Here is a 17,787-nt window from a genome sequence, read left to right as displayed (position 1 = left end):
ATCTGATGGCGAGATTCGACAGTGCGATCGGCTTGGCTTGGTCGCACGGAGTGATCACCGATGAAGTCAACACCTGACCAGCCATAGCTCAGTCGCTGCAATCAAGACGGGATCGCCGGACGCTTACCTTGAGCGCGCCGGCTTCGTTCACAGCCACGACTTCGTCATGCAGTTTCAGGGCACCGGGCAGACGGTCAGTCACTACACATGGCAGGCTGGCGCCGCCAAGGCTCGGTGAGGCCCAGCGGCAAGTCACCAAGCCCGCCATAACTTATCCGTCGACATGAACGCCCATTAACATCTGCTCCCTGCGGTCGCACTTTTGTGCGGGCCCCAGTTACGTTGACGTGAGGCTGCACCGTGGACATCCGACCCATTCAATCGACCGAAATCGAGGACGCAAGAGTCCTGCTTGCAAGCTCCGGTTGGTCGCATCGAGTCTCAGATGCTGAACAATTCCAGGAGCTCCTCGCTCGCTCGCAGATTGCTTTGGTCGCGGTTGACCAAGGGAAGGTTGTGGGGTTTGTGCGTGGGCTGACTGATGGCGTCACGAACGGGTATATCTCGATGCTGGTTGTGGACGAGTCGCATCGCCTGCGCGGCATTGGTTCGGCTCTCGTGCGCGCGGCAATGGGCCAGAATCCAGAAATGACGTGGGTTCTTCGCGCGCAACGGCCAGGCCTGTTTTCGTTTTACGAGAAGCTTGGCTTTCGTGTTTCGAGTGTTGCCATGGAAAGGGTGCGGGCCAGTGCTTCCTGACCAGTTGACCGACAGGGATGCGGTATGACGAATTTCTGCACCCCACCGAAAGCACGCCCTTTCAGCGCGCCGCCGACAGCGCTGTTTCGCGAATGATCGTCGCGGTCTGGATCGCCACCGTGCGGGAAATCGGCTCTGTGAACGTCACCACCACCACTTCGAGCGCGGGCACGACGTAGATGAACTGCCCGCCGAAACCTGACGCGTTGGAGGCCGGCAATTCGTCATGCGGCTCGAGCCGCTGACGCCCTGCTGGTAGTAAGCGAAGGTCGCTGTTCTAGCCTTGGATCCGTTCCAGAATCATCCAAGCCCCTGGCGCAAGTCGCCGGTCACCTTCACCTTAGACTGCAAAATTATCCAAGGTGCCAGCATGCTCGTTCGAAGAACAACCGAGTCCGAAGACCTGGTGGCGCTCACTGCCATGATTCGCGCCGCCTACGCGCCGCATGCGTTGAAAGGGCTGCGCTATTGGGCAACCCACCAGTCCGTTGAGGACACGGCCAGGCGCCTCGGCGGAGGTGTCGGCTTCGTTGGCGAGGTAGATGGAGAGTTGGTCGCCACCATCACGCTCAGCAAACCCGACCCCGAGTCCAAGGTTGCGCTTTTGCGCGACGAGTTCACGTGGTCGTTTGGTCAGTTTGCCGTCGCGCCAACGCATAAAGGCAAGGGCTACGGAAGGCGCATCCACGACGCCGCATTGCAGCATGCCATTCGCGAGGGTTGCCAGGTCATGGCGCTGCACACTGCCGAGCCCGCTGTCGAACTGATCGAGATGTACCGCTCCTGGGGCTATGCTCAGGTCGGCACCTGCGACTGGCGACCACACACGAACTTCTTGAGCGTCCTCATGACGAAGTCCCTCGCCTCGCAGGCAAGCAGCAAGGCGGCCTAACCCATCGTTCACGTTGACCGGCCTGCCGCAGCGGTCAGCTCAACTCAAACGTCAGGCCCCGGAATCAGCAACAGACCCAAACTGCCATGTTCGACAACTTTCTCCTTGGCGTCAGCGACTACGCCGCGGCCAAAGCGTTCTTCGCCACAATGTCGAGGTTGTGTGTCACGTCGGGTTGCCAAAAATGATTGTTGTCGTCGGTAGTGCTCTCATTCTGGACGGACGCGGTGAGGAAGCTCTCGCATTGAGCCTCGACCATGTGAGGCGTTCGCGCGCCGAGCCTGGGTGCATGTCGCACTTTGTGCATCACGATGCCGAGAATCCGCGGCGTTTGGTTTTTGTGGAGGAATGGCAGGATCTGCCAGCGCTCCAGATGCATTTCCAAGTGCCGGAATCCCGAAAGTTCGCCAAAGCGCTTGCCAGCCTGTGTGATGGTCGGCCGAGCATGCAGGTCTATGAAAGTGAGACGGTTGATCCGTTTCGCCAGTCAGACCACACACGTTAATGTCTTCGATCGCCACCCACGAACTCCAGGACCGGATTGTCGAATTCCTTCGCGGCATCGGACTCTCCGTTCGCGAGGAGGCAATTGCGGGAGACACATTCCTGCCAGGCCTTGCCATCGTGAATGGCGAGTTGATTCTCGATCGTGCCCGCAATACGTGGCCTGGCGATCTGCTGCACGAGGCTGGCCACCTGGCCGTACTTCCTGATGTCTTGCGCCGCACTGTTGGTGGAAATTTGCACGGTACGGAATTGGTGTTGCATGCCGGTGAGCCGGAAGTCACTGCATGGGCCTACGCTGCGCTGGTGGAAATTGGCCTTCCAGCGGAAGTGCTGTTTCATGAAGGCGGCTACGGCGGCAAGTCCGCTGGCCTTTGTTTTACCTACAGCATAGGCGTGTATCCAGGCGCAGCAGGCCTCTCAGCCGCAGGCATGGCGGCCACACCGGCGCAGGCCAGCGCCGCAAGCGCCAAGGTCTATCCCGCCATGTTGCGCTGGCTTCGTGCCGCGTAGAGAGAGAATTCACCTTCGTTTCGCAGCCGCCTCATGCCTGACAACACTCGCGCCTTGATCCTCAGACACTGGGAACTCGCCAATGCAAGGCATTGGGACGAGTTCGCAAAGCTTCTTGCGTCAGACCTGAAGTACGAAGTGCCGCAGACTCGCGAATACATCGAGTCTGGACAGGGCTACGCCGAAATGTTCAGCACCTGGCCAGGTGACTGGAAGGCCAAAATCACTGACTTGGTATGCGATGGCGACAAGGCCATCTGCATCATCGACTTCAACGTGGGTCAGGACAGCATGAAGGGCATTTCGGTTTTTGAAGTGCACGGCGGCCAGATCGCCAGGGTGACTGATTACTGGCCCGAACCCTATGAGCCACCGCCGCGCGAAACTGCACACATGAAGCGCCGGCCACCTGCGGGCAGTGCGGCTTGAGTGTCGCGCGAGCGCAGCGAACACGCCCTCTTCGAATCGGCAAATAGAGAAAGTCCGCAGATATGCCAACTACTCGTCGTCAAGTCCTCGCTCTGATGGTCAAAGCAGGCGCAGCTTCGTCAGTCGTCCCGCTGGCGGCTTGTGCATCGAATGAAGGGCTGCGATTCTCATCGCTGGCTGCAGCGCAAGATGCGGTCACCAAACTGGCCGCCAATGGCATTCCAAAATCGGACACTGCGTTCTCATGGGCGCAAACGCTGAATCACCTGGCCCAGAGCATTGAATATTCAATGACCGGTTTTCCGGAATCGAAGTCACGCCTTTTCCAGAAAACCGCCGGCGCTGCCGCCTTCCAGGTGTTCGCATGGCGTGGGCAAATGACGCACAGTCTGTCGGAGCCAATTCCTGGCGCGCCCGCGCTGGATCGCGGATCGGACCCCAAGCAAGGCATGGAACGGCTTGTTGCCGCTATTGCCGCCTTCCGCAATTGGCCAGGCGGGCTCAAGCCGCACTTTGCGTACGGTGAGCTTGACAAGGCCAGCTATGAGTTGGCGCACGCCATGCACATCGCGAATCATGTCTCTGAATTTAAAGCGTAGCCCGGGCCGTAGCATCAGCCAATGACACTGCAAGAACTCCTCGGCATCGAGCTGCCGATCATCCAGGCGCCAATGGCGGGTGTGCAGGGCAGCGCGCTGGCAGTGGCCGTGTGCAACGCAGGTGGGCTCGGCTCGCTTCCCTGCGCCATGCTGAGCCTGGACGCGCTTCGCAGCGAACTCATGGCGATCAAGGCGCAAACCAGCAAGCCGTTCAACGTCAATTTCTTTTGCCACACACCGCCCGTGCCGAGTGCCGAGCGCGAGGCGCTCTGGCGCGCGTCACTTGCGCCTTACTTCCGGGAATTCGACATTGATGCCGACAAGATTGCGCCGGGGGCAGGGCGCGCTCCCTTCACTGCCGAAGCTGCTGACGTGCTGGACGAGTTCAAGCCTGCCGTGGTGAGCTTTCATTTTGGGTTGCCGTCCGCCGGACTGCTGGCCCGCGCAAGGGCATGGGGCGCGAAGATTTTCTCGTCGGCAACGACTGTCGACGAAGCGCTGTGGCTGCAAGCCCAGGGCGTTGACGCCATCATTGCCCAAGGGCTGGAGGCGGGCGGGCACCGCGGCAACTTCCTGTCGGACGACTTGACTGCCCAGATGGGCACCTTCGCGTTGTTGCCGCAGATCGTGCGAAGCGTGAAGCTGCCGGTGATTGCGGCAGGAGGCATCGCGGATGCGAATGGCGTTGCTGCTGCCATGGCACTTGGCGCGGCTGGTGTGCAGATCGGCACGGCTTACCTGCTGTGCCCCGAGGCCACGACGAGCGCCATCCATCGCGCTGCGCTCAAGAGTGATGCTGCGCGCCACACTGCACTCACCAATCTCTTCACCGGGCGGCCTGCCCGGGGCATCGTCAATCGCATCATGAGGGAGCTGGGGCCGATCAGCACTGCTGTACCCGCCTTTCCGCTGGCCACCGCCGCCATCGCGCCATTGCGCGCCAAGGCGGAAATGCGTGGGTCGGGTGATTTCTCGCCCCTGTGGTCGGGCCAGAATTCCAGCGGTTGCAAGGACGTTGCGGCCGGTGAACTGACGCGGGAACTGGCCAGGTTGTTATCTGGCATGGAGGAGCTTCGGGCGTGAAGCAGGCGGCTTGCCCTACTGGATGTGCGTTGCTATAAAGGCTGTGGCGATGTCGCCGGAAACCGGAGCTTGCACATGATCAAGTCACTCGCAGCGGCGACCGTACTGGCAGCGCTATCGCCGTTCGCATCTGCCGGGCAACCGGCCAGCCTGGGCCAGCTGCTGGATCTCGGGGCGCAAAAACTCTCTTCCGGTGAAGTCCAGTCGCTGGGTGACCTGCGTATCGTGCGCAAGGCTGCGGACGCTGACTCTTACATGACCATGCGTGGGGATCGCACGGTGGTGGGCATGGTCCATAACAAGCAAGGCCACGGCTCGAGCGAAGCAGTGGGCACGTGGCAGTTACAACCCGATGGCCAGCGTTGTGTGGCAGTGCAGTTGCCGGCATTCCGTATGGAAATGAACCAGTGCGGCTACACCTACCGGCTGGGCAAGGACATCTTCTTTGCGCCTTCAGATTCAGATAGAACCGTCGCGGTGACGCACTACACAGAGAACGCGTTTCTCGAATAGTTGCCAGACCTCGCCGCGTGCTGCATCACATCTCGCTCGGAGTCGCCAATCTTGAAACGGCTGGCGCGTTCTACGACGCAGCTCTGGAGGCGTTGGGCTTTCGGCGAGTATTTGAAGCCAGCACGGCTATCGGCTACGGCGTCGAAGACGGCAAAGACAAGCTGTGCCTGAAGCTGCAGCCAGCGGCCCGTGCGCCCGGCCCGGGCTTTCATCTTGCATTCGATGCTTTGTCGCGCGAAGCAGTCGCCTCGTTTCATGCAGCAGGCCTCACAGCGGGCGGCACGGACAACGGCGCGCCGGGCTTGCGGCCTCACTACGGTGAGCATTACTACGCCGCTTTTCTTGTTGATCCGGATGGTCATCATGTGGAGGCGGTGATGAACTCGCCCGCTCACAGCGACTCGTAGTCCAACCCCCTATGCCCATCTTCGACTTCCTGAACCCCAACCTGCCCGCAGGCCTACCGACAGTGCGCATGCCGGTGGTCGATGCGACCGATGCCAACTTGAAGGGCTTTGGCCATCTCGTCGCTGACGCAGACAAGTGCCCGGTCGAGATCGTGCGATGGCCCAGCGTTGGCACGCGAGCCGTCGATGAAGACACGGGCGACCAGGCCGGCACGACGCAGGGTGTGTTCGTGAGCGAGTGGAAAGGCGACGTGCTCTATGGCCGCAACGAAGCCGTGTCGGGCCACTACGTGCTGGCGTATGGCACCGATCCTGCGCAGGCGCGTGAGGACCACTCGCGCGCACCGGCTCGCATGCTCCTGTGGCACGCGAACTATCACCCCGATGGCGGCCAGCTGTTCTTCCCGCTCGACAGGCATCCGTTCTACGTGCCGCTCGCATTGCCGGGTGACGACATCACGCCGCAGCGGTTTATCTGTTTTCGTTTCGAGGGCGATCGCGGGCTCTACATCCACCCCGGCATCTGGCATGAAGGCGTGTTCACGGCCCGGGGTGCGCAACGATTCTTCGACAGGCAGGGCGCGGTGCATGCACGCGTCTCCGTTGACTTCGCGCGTGAGTTCAATTGCCTGCTCGAAGCGCAGCTTGGCGATCAGGCCTGATTCGGCGGCAGCGTCTTCGGCTTGAAGTCGCACCAGGGGCTCACGGCGCACTCCCAGCACCGCGGCGTGCGGGCCACGCATACATAGCGGCCCAGCAAGATCAGCCAGTGGTGCGCGTCGTGCATGAACTCCTCGGGCACGCGCTTGAGCAGTTTCATTTCAACCTCGTGCGGGTCTTTGCCCGGCGCCAGGCCAGTGCGGTTGCTCACCCGGAAGATATGCGTATCGACCGCCATGGTCGGCTCGCCGAACACCACATTGAGCACAACGTTCGCGGTCTTGCGGCCCACACCCGGAAGCGCTTCCAGCGCCTCGCGTGAGCGTGGCACCTGGCCGCCATGCTGCTCAACGAGGATGCGGCAGGTTTCCATCAGGTGCTTGGCCTTCATGCGATACAGGCCGATGGTCTGGATGTACGTGGTGAGGCGCTCGATGCCCAGGTCAAGAATCGCCTGTGGTGTGTTCGCCACCGGAAAGAGCCGGCGCGCCGCCTTGTTCACGCCTACGTCGGTCGCCTGCGCGGACAGCAGCACGGCTGTGAGCAGCTCGAATGGCGTTGTGAATTCGAGCTCCGTCACGGGCAGCGGATTGGCAGCGCGCAATGTCTCAAAGAAATGCTGGATTGAATCTGTCTTCATTGGGGGGAAGTCTAGGCCAGGCCCTGGCCGTTAGCGTGCCAACAGAGGTCGGGCAATAATATCGGCATGACCTTCGACTTCAACAATCCTTACCTGTCCACGCGCCTGCCGGTGTTCGCGCGAAACATCTGCTCGACGTCGCACCCGCTCGGCTCGCAAGCAGGGCTTCGCATGTTGCTCAAGGGCGGCAACGCAGTAGACGCAGCGATTGCAGCGGCAGCAACCATGACGGTGGTGGAGCCGGTGAGCAACGGGCTGGGCAGCGACTCATTCGCCATCGTGTGGGACGGCAAAACGCTGCAGGGCCTGAATGCAAGCGGCCCGGCGCCAGCGGCCTGGACGCCTGACTACTTCAAGGACAAGTACGGCAGCAGCAAGAACCCGCCCAAGCGTGGCATCGACTCCGCGACGATTCCGGGTGCGGTGGGCAGCTGGATGGCGCTGAGCGAGCGCTACGGCAAGCTCCCCTTTGCCGACTTGATGGAGCCGGCCATTGAGGCGGCCGAGCGCGGCTATTTGGTGCCCGTTGTTGTCCAGAGCAAGTGGGCAGCGGTGATCGACGAATTGCACGCGCAACCCGGTTTCGCGAAGGCATTCATGCCGAATGGCCGCGCGCCGCACGTGGGCGAGCTGTTCCAGTTCAAGTCAGCGGCCAAGGCGCTGCGGCTGATCGCGCAGACCAAGGGTGAGGCGTTCTATCGCGGCGAGATTGCGCAGGCGCTGGAGAAGTTCTCGAGCGAGAGCGGCGGCAGCCTCAAGGCGAGCGACCTGGCAGCGTACAAGCCCGAGTGGGTGCAGCCCATCGAGCGCAATTACCGTGGCTACACGATGCATGAGATCCCGCCGAACGGGCAGGGCATCGCGGCGTTGATTGCACTGGGCATCGTCGAGAAGTTCGACCTGGCCAAGCTGCCGGTGGACAGCGCCGATTCACAGCACCTGCAGATCGAAGCGATGAAGCTCGCGTTTGCCGATGTGTACAAGTACGTGGCCGAACGGTCCGCCATGAGTGTGACTACCGAGCAGATGCTCGATGACAAATACCTGGCCAGCCGCGCCGCGTTGATCGACATGAAGAAGGCGCAGGATTTTGGTGCGGGCAACCCGGTCAAGGGCGGCACGATCTACCTCACCGCCGCTGATGAAAACGGCATGATGGTCAGCTTCATCCAGAGCAACTACATGGGCTTTGGCTCCGGCTGTGTGGAGCCGACGTTCGGTGTGAGCCTGCAAAACCGCGGCCATGGTTTCAGCCTGGAGGCGGGCGCGAATCAGGTTGCGCCGGGCAAGCGGCCCTTCCACACCATCATCCCCGCGTTCCTCACGAAGGACGGCCAGCCGGTGATGTCGTTCGGCGTGATGGGCGGCAACATGCAGCCGCAGGGCCACCTGCAAACGCTGGTGCGCATGATCGACTACAAGCAGGGCCCGCAGGTGGCGTGCGACGCACCGCGCTGGCGCTTCAATGCCGGCATGGAGCTCAACGTCGAGCAGCAAATGGACCCGGCGGTTGTGCGCGAGCTGCAGGCGCGCGGCCACCAGATCGAAGTGATCAACGACAGCTACATGGATTTCGGCTCGGGCCAGTTCATCTGGCGCGCGGGCGACCCGGCGCGCGAAGGCTACATCGCGGCGAGCGATTCGCGCCGCGACGGCCTGGTGGCCGGGTTCTAGCGGATAGCGCGAATCGCGCTGCATCAGCGTTGTATAAACGCTGATGCATATTCGCAAAACCTTCATTGCCCTGGGTGTGGCGCTTGCCGCCGCCGCTGCAGGCCCCGCCGTTGCGCAGGCGCAGGCACCCACCCCCGTCGAGATCTTCTTCCAGAACCCCGCCATGAGCGGTGGCAAGCTGTCGCCCAATGGCCGGTACCTGGCGCTGAAAGTCGCGCCAAAAGGCGGGCGCGCCCAGCTGGTGGTCATGGATGTCGAGAAGCTCACTGCGAAAGCACTGGTCTCGCCGACCGATGTGGACATCTCGCAAGTCATCTGGGTCAATGACAACAGGCTGGTGTTCAACGTGCACGACACCGAGACAGCCATTGGCGACACCGTGGTGGGCGGTGGCCTGTACGCCGTGTCGCGCGACGGCAGCGACTACCGGCAGCTGGTCGACCGTGACCAGCAGTTCCTGCGCGAGCATGGCGATGTACGCATGCTCAACTACTTCACCGACTTTCTCGCGACGACCAACGACCAGAAATCGGACGACATTTTTGTGGAGCAATGGGACTGGACCAGCAGCCTGGGCACCGCATCGATGAATGTGTTGAAGCTCAATACGGCCACGGGCCGCTACACCACGTTCACCCGCCCCGGCAAGATCGTTGACGCCGTGATGGACAGCACCGACACGCCGCGCGTGGAGCTGACCTACGACGAAGGCAAATATGCCGTGCACAGGCTTGAGGCCGACGGCAAGTGGACGATGCTGGCGCAGTTCGACCAGTTTTCCTCGGGCGGCTTTTTCCCTGTGGCCATTGCGCGAGACGGCTCGCTGTTTGTCACCTCAAACAACGGCCACGACAAGACAGCGCTGTATCGCTTTGACCCGGTGAAGAAGGCGCTCGACCCCGAGCCTTTGCTGTCGCTCAAGGACTTCGATTTCCATGGCTCGATCGTGATGGGCCAGGATGGGCCTGTGGGCATACGCTATGTCTCCGACGCGAACGCGACGGCCTGGCTCGACCCGAAGTGGAAAGACGTGCAGGCGCGCATCGACAAGCTGCTGCCCAACACCGTGAACCACATGGAAGTGCCGCTGCGCGGCGAGCTGCCTGTCGTGCTGGTGAACGCCTATTCCGATGTGGATCCGGGCACGTACATGCTGTTCAATACCGCGACCAACAAGTTCACCGTGCTCGGCCCCGTGATGCGCGAGATCGACCCCAAGCGCATGGCCACGCGCGACTTCGTGAAGTACAAGGCCCGCGATGGCCTGGAGATCCCAGCGTGGCTCACGCTGCCACGCGGCGCCAAAGGCAAGAAGCTGCCCATGGTGGTGCTGGTGCATGGCGGCCCGTGGTTGCGTGGCGGTGAATGGAAGTGGAGCCGCGACAGCCAGTTCCTTGCGTCGCGCGGTTACGCCGTGCTCGAACCTGAGTTTCGCGGCAGCACAGGCTACGGCTACAAGCACTTCAGCGCGAGCTTCAAACAGTGGGGCCGTGCCATGCAGAACGATGTGGCCGACGGCACGAAATGGGCCATCGCCCAGGGCATTGCGGACCCCGCTCGCATCTGCATCGCGGGCGCCAGCTACGGCGGCTACGCCACCATGATGGGCCTGGTGAACGACCCCGATCTGTACAAGTGCGGCGTGAACTGGGTCGGCGTGGCCGACATGGAAATGATGTACACGGTGAACTGGAGCGACATCTCGACGGTCGTGAAGAAGTACGGCTTTCCGCGTTTGCTGGGCGACCCGGAAAAAGACCGCGCCCAGATGGACGCCAATTCGCCGCTCAAGCAGGCAGCGCGCATCAAGCAGCCGGTGTTGCTTGCTTACGGCGGCGCAGACCGGCGCGTGCCGATCGTGCACGGCACGCGTCTTCGCTCAGCCCTGGAGCGCACGAACCCCAATGTGGAATGGATCGAATACACCGAAGAAGGGCACGGCTGGAGCCTGGTGAAAAACCGCGTGGACTTCTGGACTCGCGTCGACAAATTCCTTCAGAAGAACATGGGTACCGCGCCCTGAGAACATTCTTATTAGCGCGCTAACAGTCTGTTTCAGGTGCAAGCTTGTCATTGCAATTTCCTGTTAACGATCGCACCAATTTGTTGACGCATTGCCAGCGCATCGAGCTGTAACGCAAGTAACCTTATCTGTGTCACACGGATGAGGTTTTGATGAAGTCAGTTGTATTTGCTTTTGTTCTCGCGGCTGCCGCGCTGGCCGCCAACGCCCAGGGCGATAAATGGGTCATTGGCCAGTCTGTGCCTTTGACGGGCAGTAACGCAGCTTTCGGCAAGGACATTCGCGATGGTGCGAAGGCCTATTTCGCGCACGTCAATTCCAGAGGCGGCGTGCAGGGCAAGCAGATCGAGCTGGTCTCGCTCGACGACAAGAACGACCGCAAGCAGGCGGCGGCCAATACGAAGACGCTGCTCGAAGAAAAGAATCCGCTGGCGCTCTTCGGCTATGCATCTGCCACGCTGAGCCTTGACGCCATACCGCAGGCCGAAAAGGCCGACGTCGCCTTTTTTGCGCCGTTCTCCGGTGCCAATCCGGTTCGCGTGAACAACCCGGTGCTCTTCACGATGCGCGCGTCGTATGGCGAAGAGATGGAGAAGATCCTGAATTTCTGGATGAGCCTGGGGCTCAAGCGCGTCACGGTCGTTCACTACGAAGACGAGGTCGGCAAGCAGAACTTCGAGGTCGTGCAGAAGTACCTGCAAAAGATCAACCTTGTGCCGCAGGCGCTGCCGCTCAAGCGCAATGTGCCGATCACCAAGGTGGAAGTGGATGCCTTGCTGGCGCAGCAACCCGACCTGATTCTTCACACCATCCTGTCGGGAGCGGCTGCCACTTTCCAGAAGCAGCTGGTCGAGATGGGCCGCATCGTGCCGACGTCGTCGCTGTCGTTCATCGGCGCGGACCAGTTCATCACCGCAGCGGGTGCATCAGCGTCGGGCGTGTCCATCACGCAGGTGGTGCCCAACCCGAGCTCGCAGCAAGTGCCGGTGGTGCGCGAATGCGCCAAGGCCATTGCCGATTCGGGCATCACGACGCCGATGAACAGCACGCAGCTGGAGGCCTGCATCGCCGCGAAGACGCTGGTGGAAGGCATTCGCCGCGCCAAGGCGCCGGTGTCGGCCCGGACGGTGCTGGCTGCACTCTCGAACCTCGGCACCTACGACCTGGGCGGCTACAAAGTTGCGTTCAGCTCTGGCGCGCACCACGGCAGCAAGTTCGTTGACCTGGCAATGGTCACGCGCGACGGGCGGCTATTGAGCAGGTAAGGTGCCTAGCCCGGCGCCTTTGCCGTGACCGGCACCGACCACGGGTAGTGCCAGTAAATGCCGTACTTCTTCATCGACTCACCGCGAAAGCGCACATCGGTGAAGCCGGCGTCTTCCAGGTTTTTGCGCAGGGCTTCCTTGGCGAACACGCGCATCTCGAGCGTATCGCCCGGGCCGCCGTGAAACACCAGGTCACGATGCACTTTCACTTCGCCTGACGCAAGCGTGTTCACCAGCTCGTAGTCGTCCCCGACTTTGCGGATCTCGAAGTTGTGGATGTCCGGGTAGTGCTCGATTGTTTCTGGCGTCTCAAGCGCGAACGGCACCGACATCACCAGCGTGCCACCGGGCTTGAGCAGTTTCATCGCACCTTCGAATGCCCTGGATACGGGGGGCAGCACGTGTTCGAACACATCCGTCGAGATGATGAAGTTGCAGGTGTGCTCCATCTCGGCGGGCGGCTTCGTGATGTCGAGAAACGGCGCCTGGTGGTAGTACGTGTTGGTGTAGTTGACGCGATGCGGCAGGCGATTGGCATAGCCGTCCCAGTCGCTCAGGCCCACGCCGCGATATTCGGGGTGAACCGGCCACTCGGTCAGCACGAGGCTCCTGCCGTAAAGCGCTTCGCTCGCGTGATGAATCATGGCGCGCATGCGCACGGTGGAGCCGCACTGGTCGCAGCTGGGCGACTCACGGTTGAAGTCGCTGTAAGGGCGGCTGTTGTAGGCGCCGCAGATATTGCACTGGAACCATTTGCGAAAGGGCGCCTTCGAGCGGATGCCCAGCAGGAGGCCCTTGAGGTGACTGGCGTACAAGCGGGCGGGCGAGGGCCGCACACCGGCCGTCATAGCGTGCGGGCAAACAGGTCGAGCACCCGTTCCCAATGCCGCTCTGCGCTCGGCTTGTCGTACACGGCCCGCTGCGGAAAGACAAAGCCGTGCTCTGCTTTCGGATACCACTCGATGCGGTGCTTCATGTTGGCAGCTTTCATGGCGGCTTCGAGCTTGTCGATATCGGCGGGCGGTGCCCACTTGTCGATCTCGGCGCAGGCAAAGTAGGCCTCGCACTTGATCTTCGCGGCCGTGAGGTGAGGGGAGTCGGGCAGGTCGTTCACCATGTTCGCGCCGTGGATCGACGCAATGCTGTGAATGCGGTCGGGGTAGGCCGCTGCCACGTGCATGACGAACGGGCCGCTCATGCAGTAGCCGACGGCGCCGATCTTCGAGGCATCGGCTTCAGGCTGGGTGTCGACAAAGTCGATCATCGCCCTGGTGTCGCTCACGATCATGGCGTTGGTCGTTGCGTGCATGTGCGTGAACATCTCGGCCATGCCGGCTTCGGTGCGCTCGCGCAGCCAGTAGTCGCGCGTGCGGCGGTAGTACAGGTTGGGCAGCACGACGAAGTAACCCACCGAAGCGAGGCGGCGCGCCATGTCGTGCAGCTCTTCGCGCTTGCCCGGTGCATCCATGTAGAAGAAGACAACAGGCTTGGGCCCGCCTTCGTCCGGATGCACGACGAACGTGTTCATCGCGCCATCAGCCGTGGTGATGTCCAGGTGTTTTTCGATCATGAATTTCCCTCAGGCGAGCATTTTGCCTTGCGCACTCGCGTGCCAGAGCACAATGCGCGCATGTTTGCCCATTACCTTCTTGCGGCCAGCGCCTTCATCATCCTTGCGCTGGGCCTCGTGCACCTCATCTATACATTTGCCACCGACAAATTCGACCCGCGTGATGCGGCCCTGAAGGTCGCGATGGAAGCCGTGTCGCCCGTGATCACGCGCCAGACGACGATGTGGCGGGCCTGGGTCGGCTTCAATGCGAGCCACTCCTACGGCGCGATCCTGTTCGGCTGGATCTACGGCTACCTGGCGCTTGCGCAGACCAAGGTGCTCTTCGCCTCCACCTTCCTGCTGGGCACGGGCCTGGTGGTGCTGGTGGCCTACGCATGGCTCGGCTGGCGCTACTGGTTCAAGATTCCGTTCCGCGGGATCGTGATCAGCCTGAGCCTGTATGTGCTGGCGCTCGTGGGCGAATTCGCCTAGGGCAGTTCCTGCAAGAACAGTTGTGCCTGCGCCAGATACGGCTTGCCCCGCCCAGCCGCGCCACAATACTCAGTCCATACCCGGCCCAGACCCTTTCACCACCATGCCCATCCCGTTCGCCAAACGCCTCGACAACGTAGAAACCTCTGCCATCCGCGAGCTGTTCAAGCTGCTTGGCAAACCCGGCATCATTTCGCTGGCCGGTGGCTTTCCCGACAGCGCGATGTTCGATGTCACCGGGCTGTCGCAGGCCTCGCAGCGTGCCTTGCAGGAAGAGCCCGGCGGCGCGCTGCAATACGGCGCCACGGAAGGCTTTGAGCCGCTGCGCACGCAGCTCGCGCAATTCATGGCCGGCAAGGGGATCGACGTCAGACCTGACGGCCTGGTGGTCACCACCGGCAGCCAGCAGGCGCTGGACCTGCTGGGCAAGACGCTAATCGACCCGGGCGACAAAGTGATTGTCGAAGGCCCGACCTTTCTGGCGACCATCCAGTGCTTTCGCCTGTACGGCGCCGACCTGGTGAGCGCGCCGGTCGACGAGCACGGCGTGATGGTCGATGTGCTGGAGCAGCAGATCATCGAGCACAAGCCGAAGTTCATCTACCTCATTCCCACGTTCGGCAACCCGAGCGGCGCAACGCTCAGCCGCGAGCGCCGCATCAAGGTGCTGGAGTTGGCCGCGAGGCACCAGGTGCTGGTGGTGGAAGACGACCCCTATGGCGACCTGTATTTCGGCGAGCCACCGCCGCCCAGCCTCATGGCGTTGTCACAGCAGGTGCCCGCAAGCCGTGAGTGGCTGGTGTACTGCGGCAGCATGAGCAAGGTGCTCAGCCCCGGCCTGCGCGTCGGCTGGATGGTGGCGCCGCCTGCGCTCTTGCAAAAAGCAGTGATGTGCAAACAGTTCAGCGATGCGCACACCAGCACGTTCGCGCAGGCCACGGCTGCGCAATACCTGAAGGCGGGGCGCATGCCTGCCACGCTCGATCATGTGCGCACCGTTTATGCCGAGCGGGCACGGGCCATGGGCCAGGCGCTTGCGCGTGAACTCGGCGATGCAGTGGCATTCACGCAGCCGCGCGGCGGTTTGTTCTTCTGGGCACGGCTGACGGGTGCGGGCGGCAAGGTCAAGGACGCAGGCGAATTCGCCAAGCGGGCGATCGAGCAGGGCGTTGCGTTCGTGCCGGGCGCGCCGTTCTTCGCCAAAGACCCCGATCACTCGACGTTCAGGTTGAGCTTTGCGACGGCCGACGTGCAGAAAATCGAAGAGGCGATCGCGCGGCTGGGCCGGGCGGTTTGAGTTTGCCGGGCTCGTGCGTGAGGTAACTCTGTGCGTGCTGCACCGGCCACGCCGCACGCTACCGCTTCATTTCCAGGGATTCCTCAGGGTCGCTGATTTCATACATCGCGTCGCCCATGTAGCGGTTAGGCCCGAAAGCAGCTGCGAGCGCATGGCGCTCTGCATCCTGCCATTGCACGAAGATGTGCCGCTCGGCGTCAGACAGGTCTTCCATGTCGGGGTCGTAGCCGTAAATGCATGACAGGCGGCGGTGGCTCTCGTACACGGCCAGAACCAGGGCGGGGGCGCCGAGGTGTTCCTCCATGGATTTGCGAAAGCGCTCTTCAGCGGCGGCGAGGTCGAGGTCGGTTGCCTCGGCCTCCCAGATTTTGAGTTTGTAGTCGAACTTTTCCATGGGCCGCAGAGCCTAACTCATCGCACGGCGAACTGCGTGGTACCGTTATGCAAACACGAGAAGAATTTCATATGCCACGCAAAATTTTGTCTGAAGCTTCCATTCATCCGGCCGTCAGGCAGAAGGTCGAGCGCTGGCAACACGGCATCGTCGACGAGGTCATGGCCGCCGTCGCGTCCAACGATGTCGTGGTGGTGGGCATGGCGTTCAATCCTTTTCCTGCGAAGGCGCGCAAAGCGCTCGATGCGGCCGGTGTGCCGTACAAGTACCTCAGCTACGGCAGCTACACAAGCCAGTGGCGGCCGCGCAATGCGCTCAAGATGTGGACAGGCTGGCCGACTTTCCCGATGATTTTCGTCAAGGCAACCCTGGTGGGCGGCTATGAAGACCTGCAGGCGCTCATCGACAGTGCCGAGCTCAAGAAAATGCTTGCGGCGGCGTAATGCGGCACGACGAGCGCGAACGTTCCGTCGCCATCTACTGGGATTTCGAAAATCTGCACGCCAGTCTGTGCGAGGCGAAAGAGCCCGGCGCTTATGCGCGGCCCGACAACCGGTTCAGGCTGCAGGAGCCGCTTGTGCAGGTGCAGGCGGTTGCCGATTTCGCTGCATCGCTGGGGCCGGTGGCGATCCATCGTGCGTATTGCAACTGGCAGTTCTTCGGCCGCTACCGTGAGGCGCTGCTGAAAAACGCCATGGAGCTGGTGCAACTGTTCCCCCCGGGTGCCACGGCCAAGAACGGCGCTGACATCAGGCTATGCCTCGACGCCATGGAGGATGTGCACAGGTTCGGGCACATCGACACGGTCGTGGTGGTCGGCGGCGACAGCGACTTCCTGCCTTTGTCGCAGAAAATGAAGGCGGCCGGGCGCAGGCTCGTCGGTATCGGCGCGCGGAACGCCACCAACGAGCATTGGGCCCGCAGCTGTCACGAGTTCAGGTATTACGAAGACATCGTGGGCCAGGCCCACGCGGAGCAACAACAATGAAGACACGCGCTGCGGTGGCATGGCAGGCGGGCCAGCCCCTGACGATCGAAGAGCTCGACCTCGACGGCCCGCGTGCCGGCGAAGTGCTGGTCGAGATCAAGGCCACGGGCATCTGCCACACCGACTACTTCACGCTCTCCGGCGCTGACCCTGAGGGGCTGTTCCCGGCGGTGCTCGGCCATGAAGGCGCAGGCGTCGTCGTCGATGTCGGCCCCGGCGTGACGTCGCTGAAGGTTGGCGACCACGTCATTCCGCTCTACACGCCGGAGTGCCGCCAGTGCAAGTTCTGCCTGTCGCGCAAGACCAACCTGTGCCAGCTCATTCGCGGCACGCAAGGCAAGGGGTTGATGCCTGACGGCACGTCGCGCTTCTCGCACAAGGGCAAGCCCGTGCTGCACTACATGGGCACCTCTACATTCAGCAACTACATCGTCGCGCCTGAAATCGCGATGGCGAAGATTCGCAGTGACGCGCCGTTCGACAAGGTCTGCTACATCGGCTGCGGCGTGACAACGGGCGTCGGCGCCGTGATCTACACCGCCCGGGTCGAGGCGGGCGCGAACGTGGTGGTGTTCGGCCTGGGCGGTATCGGCCTGAACGTGATCCAGGGCGCCAGGATGGTCGGTGCCGACAAGATCATCGGCGTGGACCTGAACCCCGCGCGTGAAGCAATGGCCCGCAAATTCGGCATGACGCACTTCGTCAACCCGAAGGACCACCCCAATGTGGTCGACGCGATCGTGCAGCTGACCGACGGCGGGGCCGACTACAGCTTCGAATGCATCGGCAACACGACCACCATGCGCCAGGCGCTCGAGTGCTGCCACAAGGGCTGGGGGCAAAGCATCATCATCGGCGTGGCCCCGGCGGGCGCCGAGATCAGCACGCGGCCGTTCCAGCTTGTGACAGGTCGGCACTGGAAGGGCTCCGCCTTCGGCGGCGCGCGCGGCCGCACCGATGTGCCGAAAATCGTCGACTGGTACATGGAAGGCAAGCTGAACATCGACGACCTGATCACGCACACGCTCAAGCTCGAAGACATCAACAAGGGCTTCGACTTGATGAAGTCCGGTGAGTCGATCCGTTCAGTCGTCGTTTTTTAA

Annotated in this window: 23 protein-coding genes; 18 read left to right on the top strand and 5 right to left on the bottom strand. The window is 62.1% G+C overall.

The genetic code is table 11. The features are described 5' to 3' along the window. Positions 1–360 precede the first annotated feature (360 nt). Complete coding sequence (locus GHT07_RS13270; RefSeq protein WP_323740927.1) at positions 361–759, top strand: GNAT family N-acetyltransferase; 399 nt, start codon at positions 361–363, stop codon at positions 757–759. 61 nt (positions 760–820) lie between these two features. On the opposite strand, the gene GHT07_RS13265 is transcribed toward GHT07_RS13270, so the two are convergent. Continuing rightward, positions 821–979 carry a hypothetical protein gene (locus GHT07_RS13265; RefSeq protein WP_153585563.1) on the bottom strand — a complete coding sequence of 53 codons (159 nt, stop codon included), beginning with the start codon at positions 977–979 and terminating at the stop codon, positions 821–823. Between the two features lie 63 nt (positions 980–1,042). Between GHT07_RS13265 and GHT07_RS13260 the strand changes: the two genes are divergently transcribed. The 9 genes from GHT07_RS13260 (at position 1,043) to GHT07_RS13220 (ending at position 6,361) form a co-directional block, all read left to right on the top strand. Then, positions 1,043–1,651, top strand: coding sequence for a GNAT family N-acetyltransferase (locus tag GHT07_RS13260; protein WP_228488332.1), 609 nt, complete (start codon positions 1,043–1,045; stop codon positions 1,649–1,651). 184 nt (positions 1,652–1,835) lie between these two features. Continuing rightward, complete coding sequence (locus tag GHT07_RS13255) at positions 1,836–2,156, top strand: putative quinol monooxygenase (RefSeq protein ID WP_153585562.1); 321 nt, start codon at positions 1,836–1,838, stop codon at positions 2,154–2,156. Beyond that, on the top strand, positions 2,156–2,668 hold the full coding sequence (locus GHT07_RS13250) for a hypothetical protein (RefSeq protein WP_153585561.1): 513 nt from the start codon (positions 2,156–2,158) through the stop codon (positions 2,666–2,668). The genes GHT07_RS13255 and GHT07_RS13250 overlap by 1 nt, the downstream gene beginning before the upstream one ends. A 54-nt stretch (positions 2,669–2,722) precedes the next feature. Continuing rightward, entirely contained in the window at positions 2,723–3,097 is a 375-nt protein-coding gene (locus tag GHT07_RS13245) for a nuclear transport factor 2 family protein (protein WP_194792930.1), read from the top strand. Positions 3,098–3,192: 95 nt separating this feature from the next. Beyond that, positions 3,193–3,696, top strand: a complete 504-nt coding sequence (locus GHT07_RS13240; protein ID WP_153585559.1) for a DUF1569 domain-containing protein — start codon at positions 3,193–3,195, stop codon at positions 3,694–3,696. A 21-nt stretch (positions 3,697–3,717) separates the two neighbouring features. Next, the gene (locus GHT07_RS13235; RefSeq protein ID WP_153585558.1) at positions 3,718–4,779 is read left to right on the top strand and encodes an NAD(P)H-dependent flavin oxidoreductase; all 1,062 of its coding nucleotides are present in this window, start codon (positions 3,718–3,720) and stop codon (positions 4,777–4,779) included. A gap of 75 nt (positions 4,780–4,854) precedes the next feature. Next, entirely contained in the window at positions 4,855–5,292 is a 438-nt protein-coding gene (locus GHT07_RS13230; protein ID WP_153585557.1) for a hypothetical protein, read from the top strand. A gap of 17 nt (positions 5,293–5,309) precedes the next feature. Further along, positions 5,310–5,699, top strand: coding sequence for a VOC family protein (locus GHT07_RS13225; protein WP_323740926.1), 390 nt, complete (start codon positions 5,310–5,312; stop codon positions 5,697–5,699). Between the two features lie 11 nt (positions 5,700–5,710). After that, positions 5,711–6,361 carry an ureidoglycolate lyase gene (locus tag GHT07_RS13220; RefSeq protein WP_153585556.1) on the top strand — a complete coding sequence of 217 codons (651 nt, stop codon included), beginning with the start codon at positions 5,711–5,713 and terminating at the stop codon, positions 6,359–6,361. On the opposite strand, the gene nth is transcribed toward GHT07_RS13220, so the two are convergent. Next, on the bottom strand, positions 6,352–6,999 hold the full coding sequence (gene nth / locus GHT07_RS13215) for an endonuclease III (RefSeq protein ID WP_153585555.1): 648 nt from the start codon (positions 6,997–6,999) through the stop codon (positions 6,352–6,354). The genes GHT07_RS13220 and nth overlap by 10 nt on opposite strands. 66 nt (positions 7,000–7,065) lie before the next feature. Here nth and GHT07_RS13210 point away from each other — a divergent pair, with 66 nt between their 5' ends. From GHT07_RS13210 to GHT07_RS13200, 3 genes are all read left to right on the top strand, one after another. Further along, on the top strand, positions 7,066–8,673 hold the full coding sequence (locus tag GHT07_RS13210; protein ID WP_153585554.1) for a gamma-glutamyltransferase family protein: 1,608 nt from the start codon (positions 7,066–7,068) through the stop codon (positions 8,671–8,673). A gap of 43 nt (positions 8,674–8,716) precedes the next feature. Continuing rightward, positions 8,717–10,696, top strand: a complete 1,980-nt coding sequence (locus GHT07_RS13205) for a S9 family peptidase (protein ID WP_153585553.1) — start codon at positions 8,717–8,719, stop codon at positions 10,694–10,696. A 152-nt stretch (positions 10,697–10,848) separates the two neighbouring features. After that, a complete protein-coding gene (locus tag GHT07_RS13200; RefSeq protein ID WP_153585552.1) occupies positions 10,849–11,961 on the top strand; it encodes an ABC transporter substrate-binding protein in 1,113 nt (370 codons plus the stop codon). Between the two features lie 5 nt (positions 11,962–11,966). On the opposite strand, the gene GHT07_RS13195 is transcribed toward GHT07_RS13200, so the two are convergent. Continuing rightward, complete coding sequence (locus tag GHT07_RS13195) at positions 11,967–12,776, bottom strand: methyltransferase domain-containing protein (protein ID WP_194792929.1); 810 nt, start codon at positions 12,774–12,776, stop codon at positions 11,967–11,969. 29 nt (positions 12,777–12,805) lie between these two features. Then, complete coding sequence (locus GHT07_RS13190) at positions 12,806–13,531, bottom strand: dienelactone hydrolase family protein (RefSeq protein WP_153585550.1); 726 nt, start codon at positions 13,529–13,531, stop codon at positions 12,806–12,808. Positions 13,532–13,591: 60 nt separating this feature from the next. Between GHT07_RS13190 and GHT07_RS13185 the strand changes: the two genes are divergently transcribed. Both GHT07_RS13185 and GHT07_RS13180 read left to right on the top strand, forming a co-directional pair. Then, on the top strand, positions 13,592–14,005 hold the full coding sequence (locus GHT07_RS13185; protein WP_153585549.1) for an LIC_13387 family protein: 414 nt from the start codon (positions 13,592–13,594) through the stop codon (positions 14,003–14,005). 109 nt (positions 14,006–14,114) lie between these two features. Continuing rightward, positions 14,115–15,302 (top strand): aminotransferase-like domain-containing protein, encoded by a 1,188-nt coding sequence (locus GHT07_RS13180; protein ID WP_323740929.1) that lies wholly within the window; start codon positions 14,115–14,117, stop codon positions 15,300–15,302. Positions 15,303–15,360: 58 nt separating this feature from the next. Here the strand turns inward: GHT07_RS13180 and GHT07_RS13175 are convergent, their stop codons facing one another. Next, positions 15,361–15,696 (bottom strand): hypothetical protein, encoded by a 336-nt coding sequence (locus tag GHT07_RS13175; protein WP_153585547.1) that lies wholly within the window; start codon positions 15,694–15,696, stop codon positions 15,361–15,363. A 71-nt stretch (positions 15,697–15,767) separates the two neighbouring features. Between GHT07_RS13175 and GHT07_RS13170 the strand changes: the two genes are divergently transcribed. Genes GHT07_RS13170 through GHT07_RS13160 form a run of 3 tightly spaced genes read left to right on the top strand, consistent with a single transcriptional unit; the run spans position 15,768 to position 17,787 of the window. Next, the gene (locus tag GHT07_RS13170) at positions 15,768–16,139 is read left to right on the top strand and encodes a glutaredoxin domain-containing protein (protein WP_153585546.1); all 372 of its coding nucleotides are present in this window, start codon (positions 15,768–15,770) and stop codon (positions 16,137–16,139) included. After that, positions 16,139–16,684 (top strand): NYN domain-containing protein, encoded by a 546-nt coding sequence (locus GHT07_RS13165; RefSeq protein WP_153585545.1) that lies wholly within the window; start codon positions 16,139–16,141, stop codon positions 16,682–16,684. Before GHT07_RS13170 ends, GHT07_RS13165 begins: the two co-directional genes overlap by 1 nt. Next, the gene (locus GHT07_RS13160) at positions 16,681–17,787 is read left to right on the top strand and encodes an S-(hydroxymethyl)glutathione dehydrogenase/class III alcohol dehydrogenase (protein WP_153585544.1); all 1,107 of its coding nucleotides are present in this window, start codon (positions 16,681–16,683) and stop codon (positions 17,785–17,787) included. The genes GHT07_RS13165 and GHT07_RS13160 overlap by 4 nt, the downstream gene beginning before the upstream one ends.

It is taken from the genome of Caenimonas koreensis DSM 17982 (assembly GCF_009646335.1).
Lineage (GTDB): Bacteria > Pseudomonadota > Gammaproteobacteria > Burkholderiales > Burkholderiaceae_C > Ramlibacter > Ramlibacter koreensis.
Note: the sequence above shows the minus strand (reverse complement) of the source record. Positions and strands in the feature narration are given on the sequence as shown.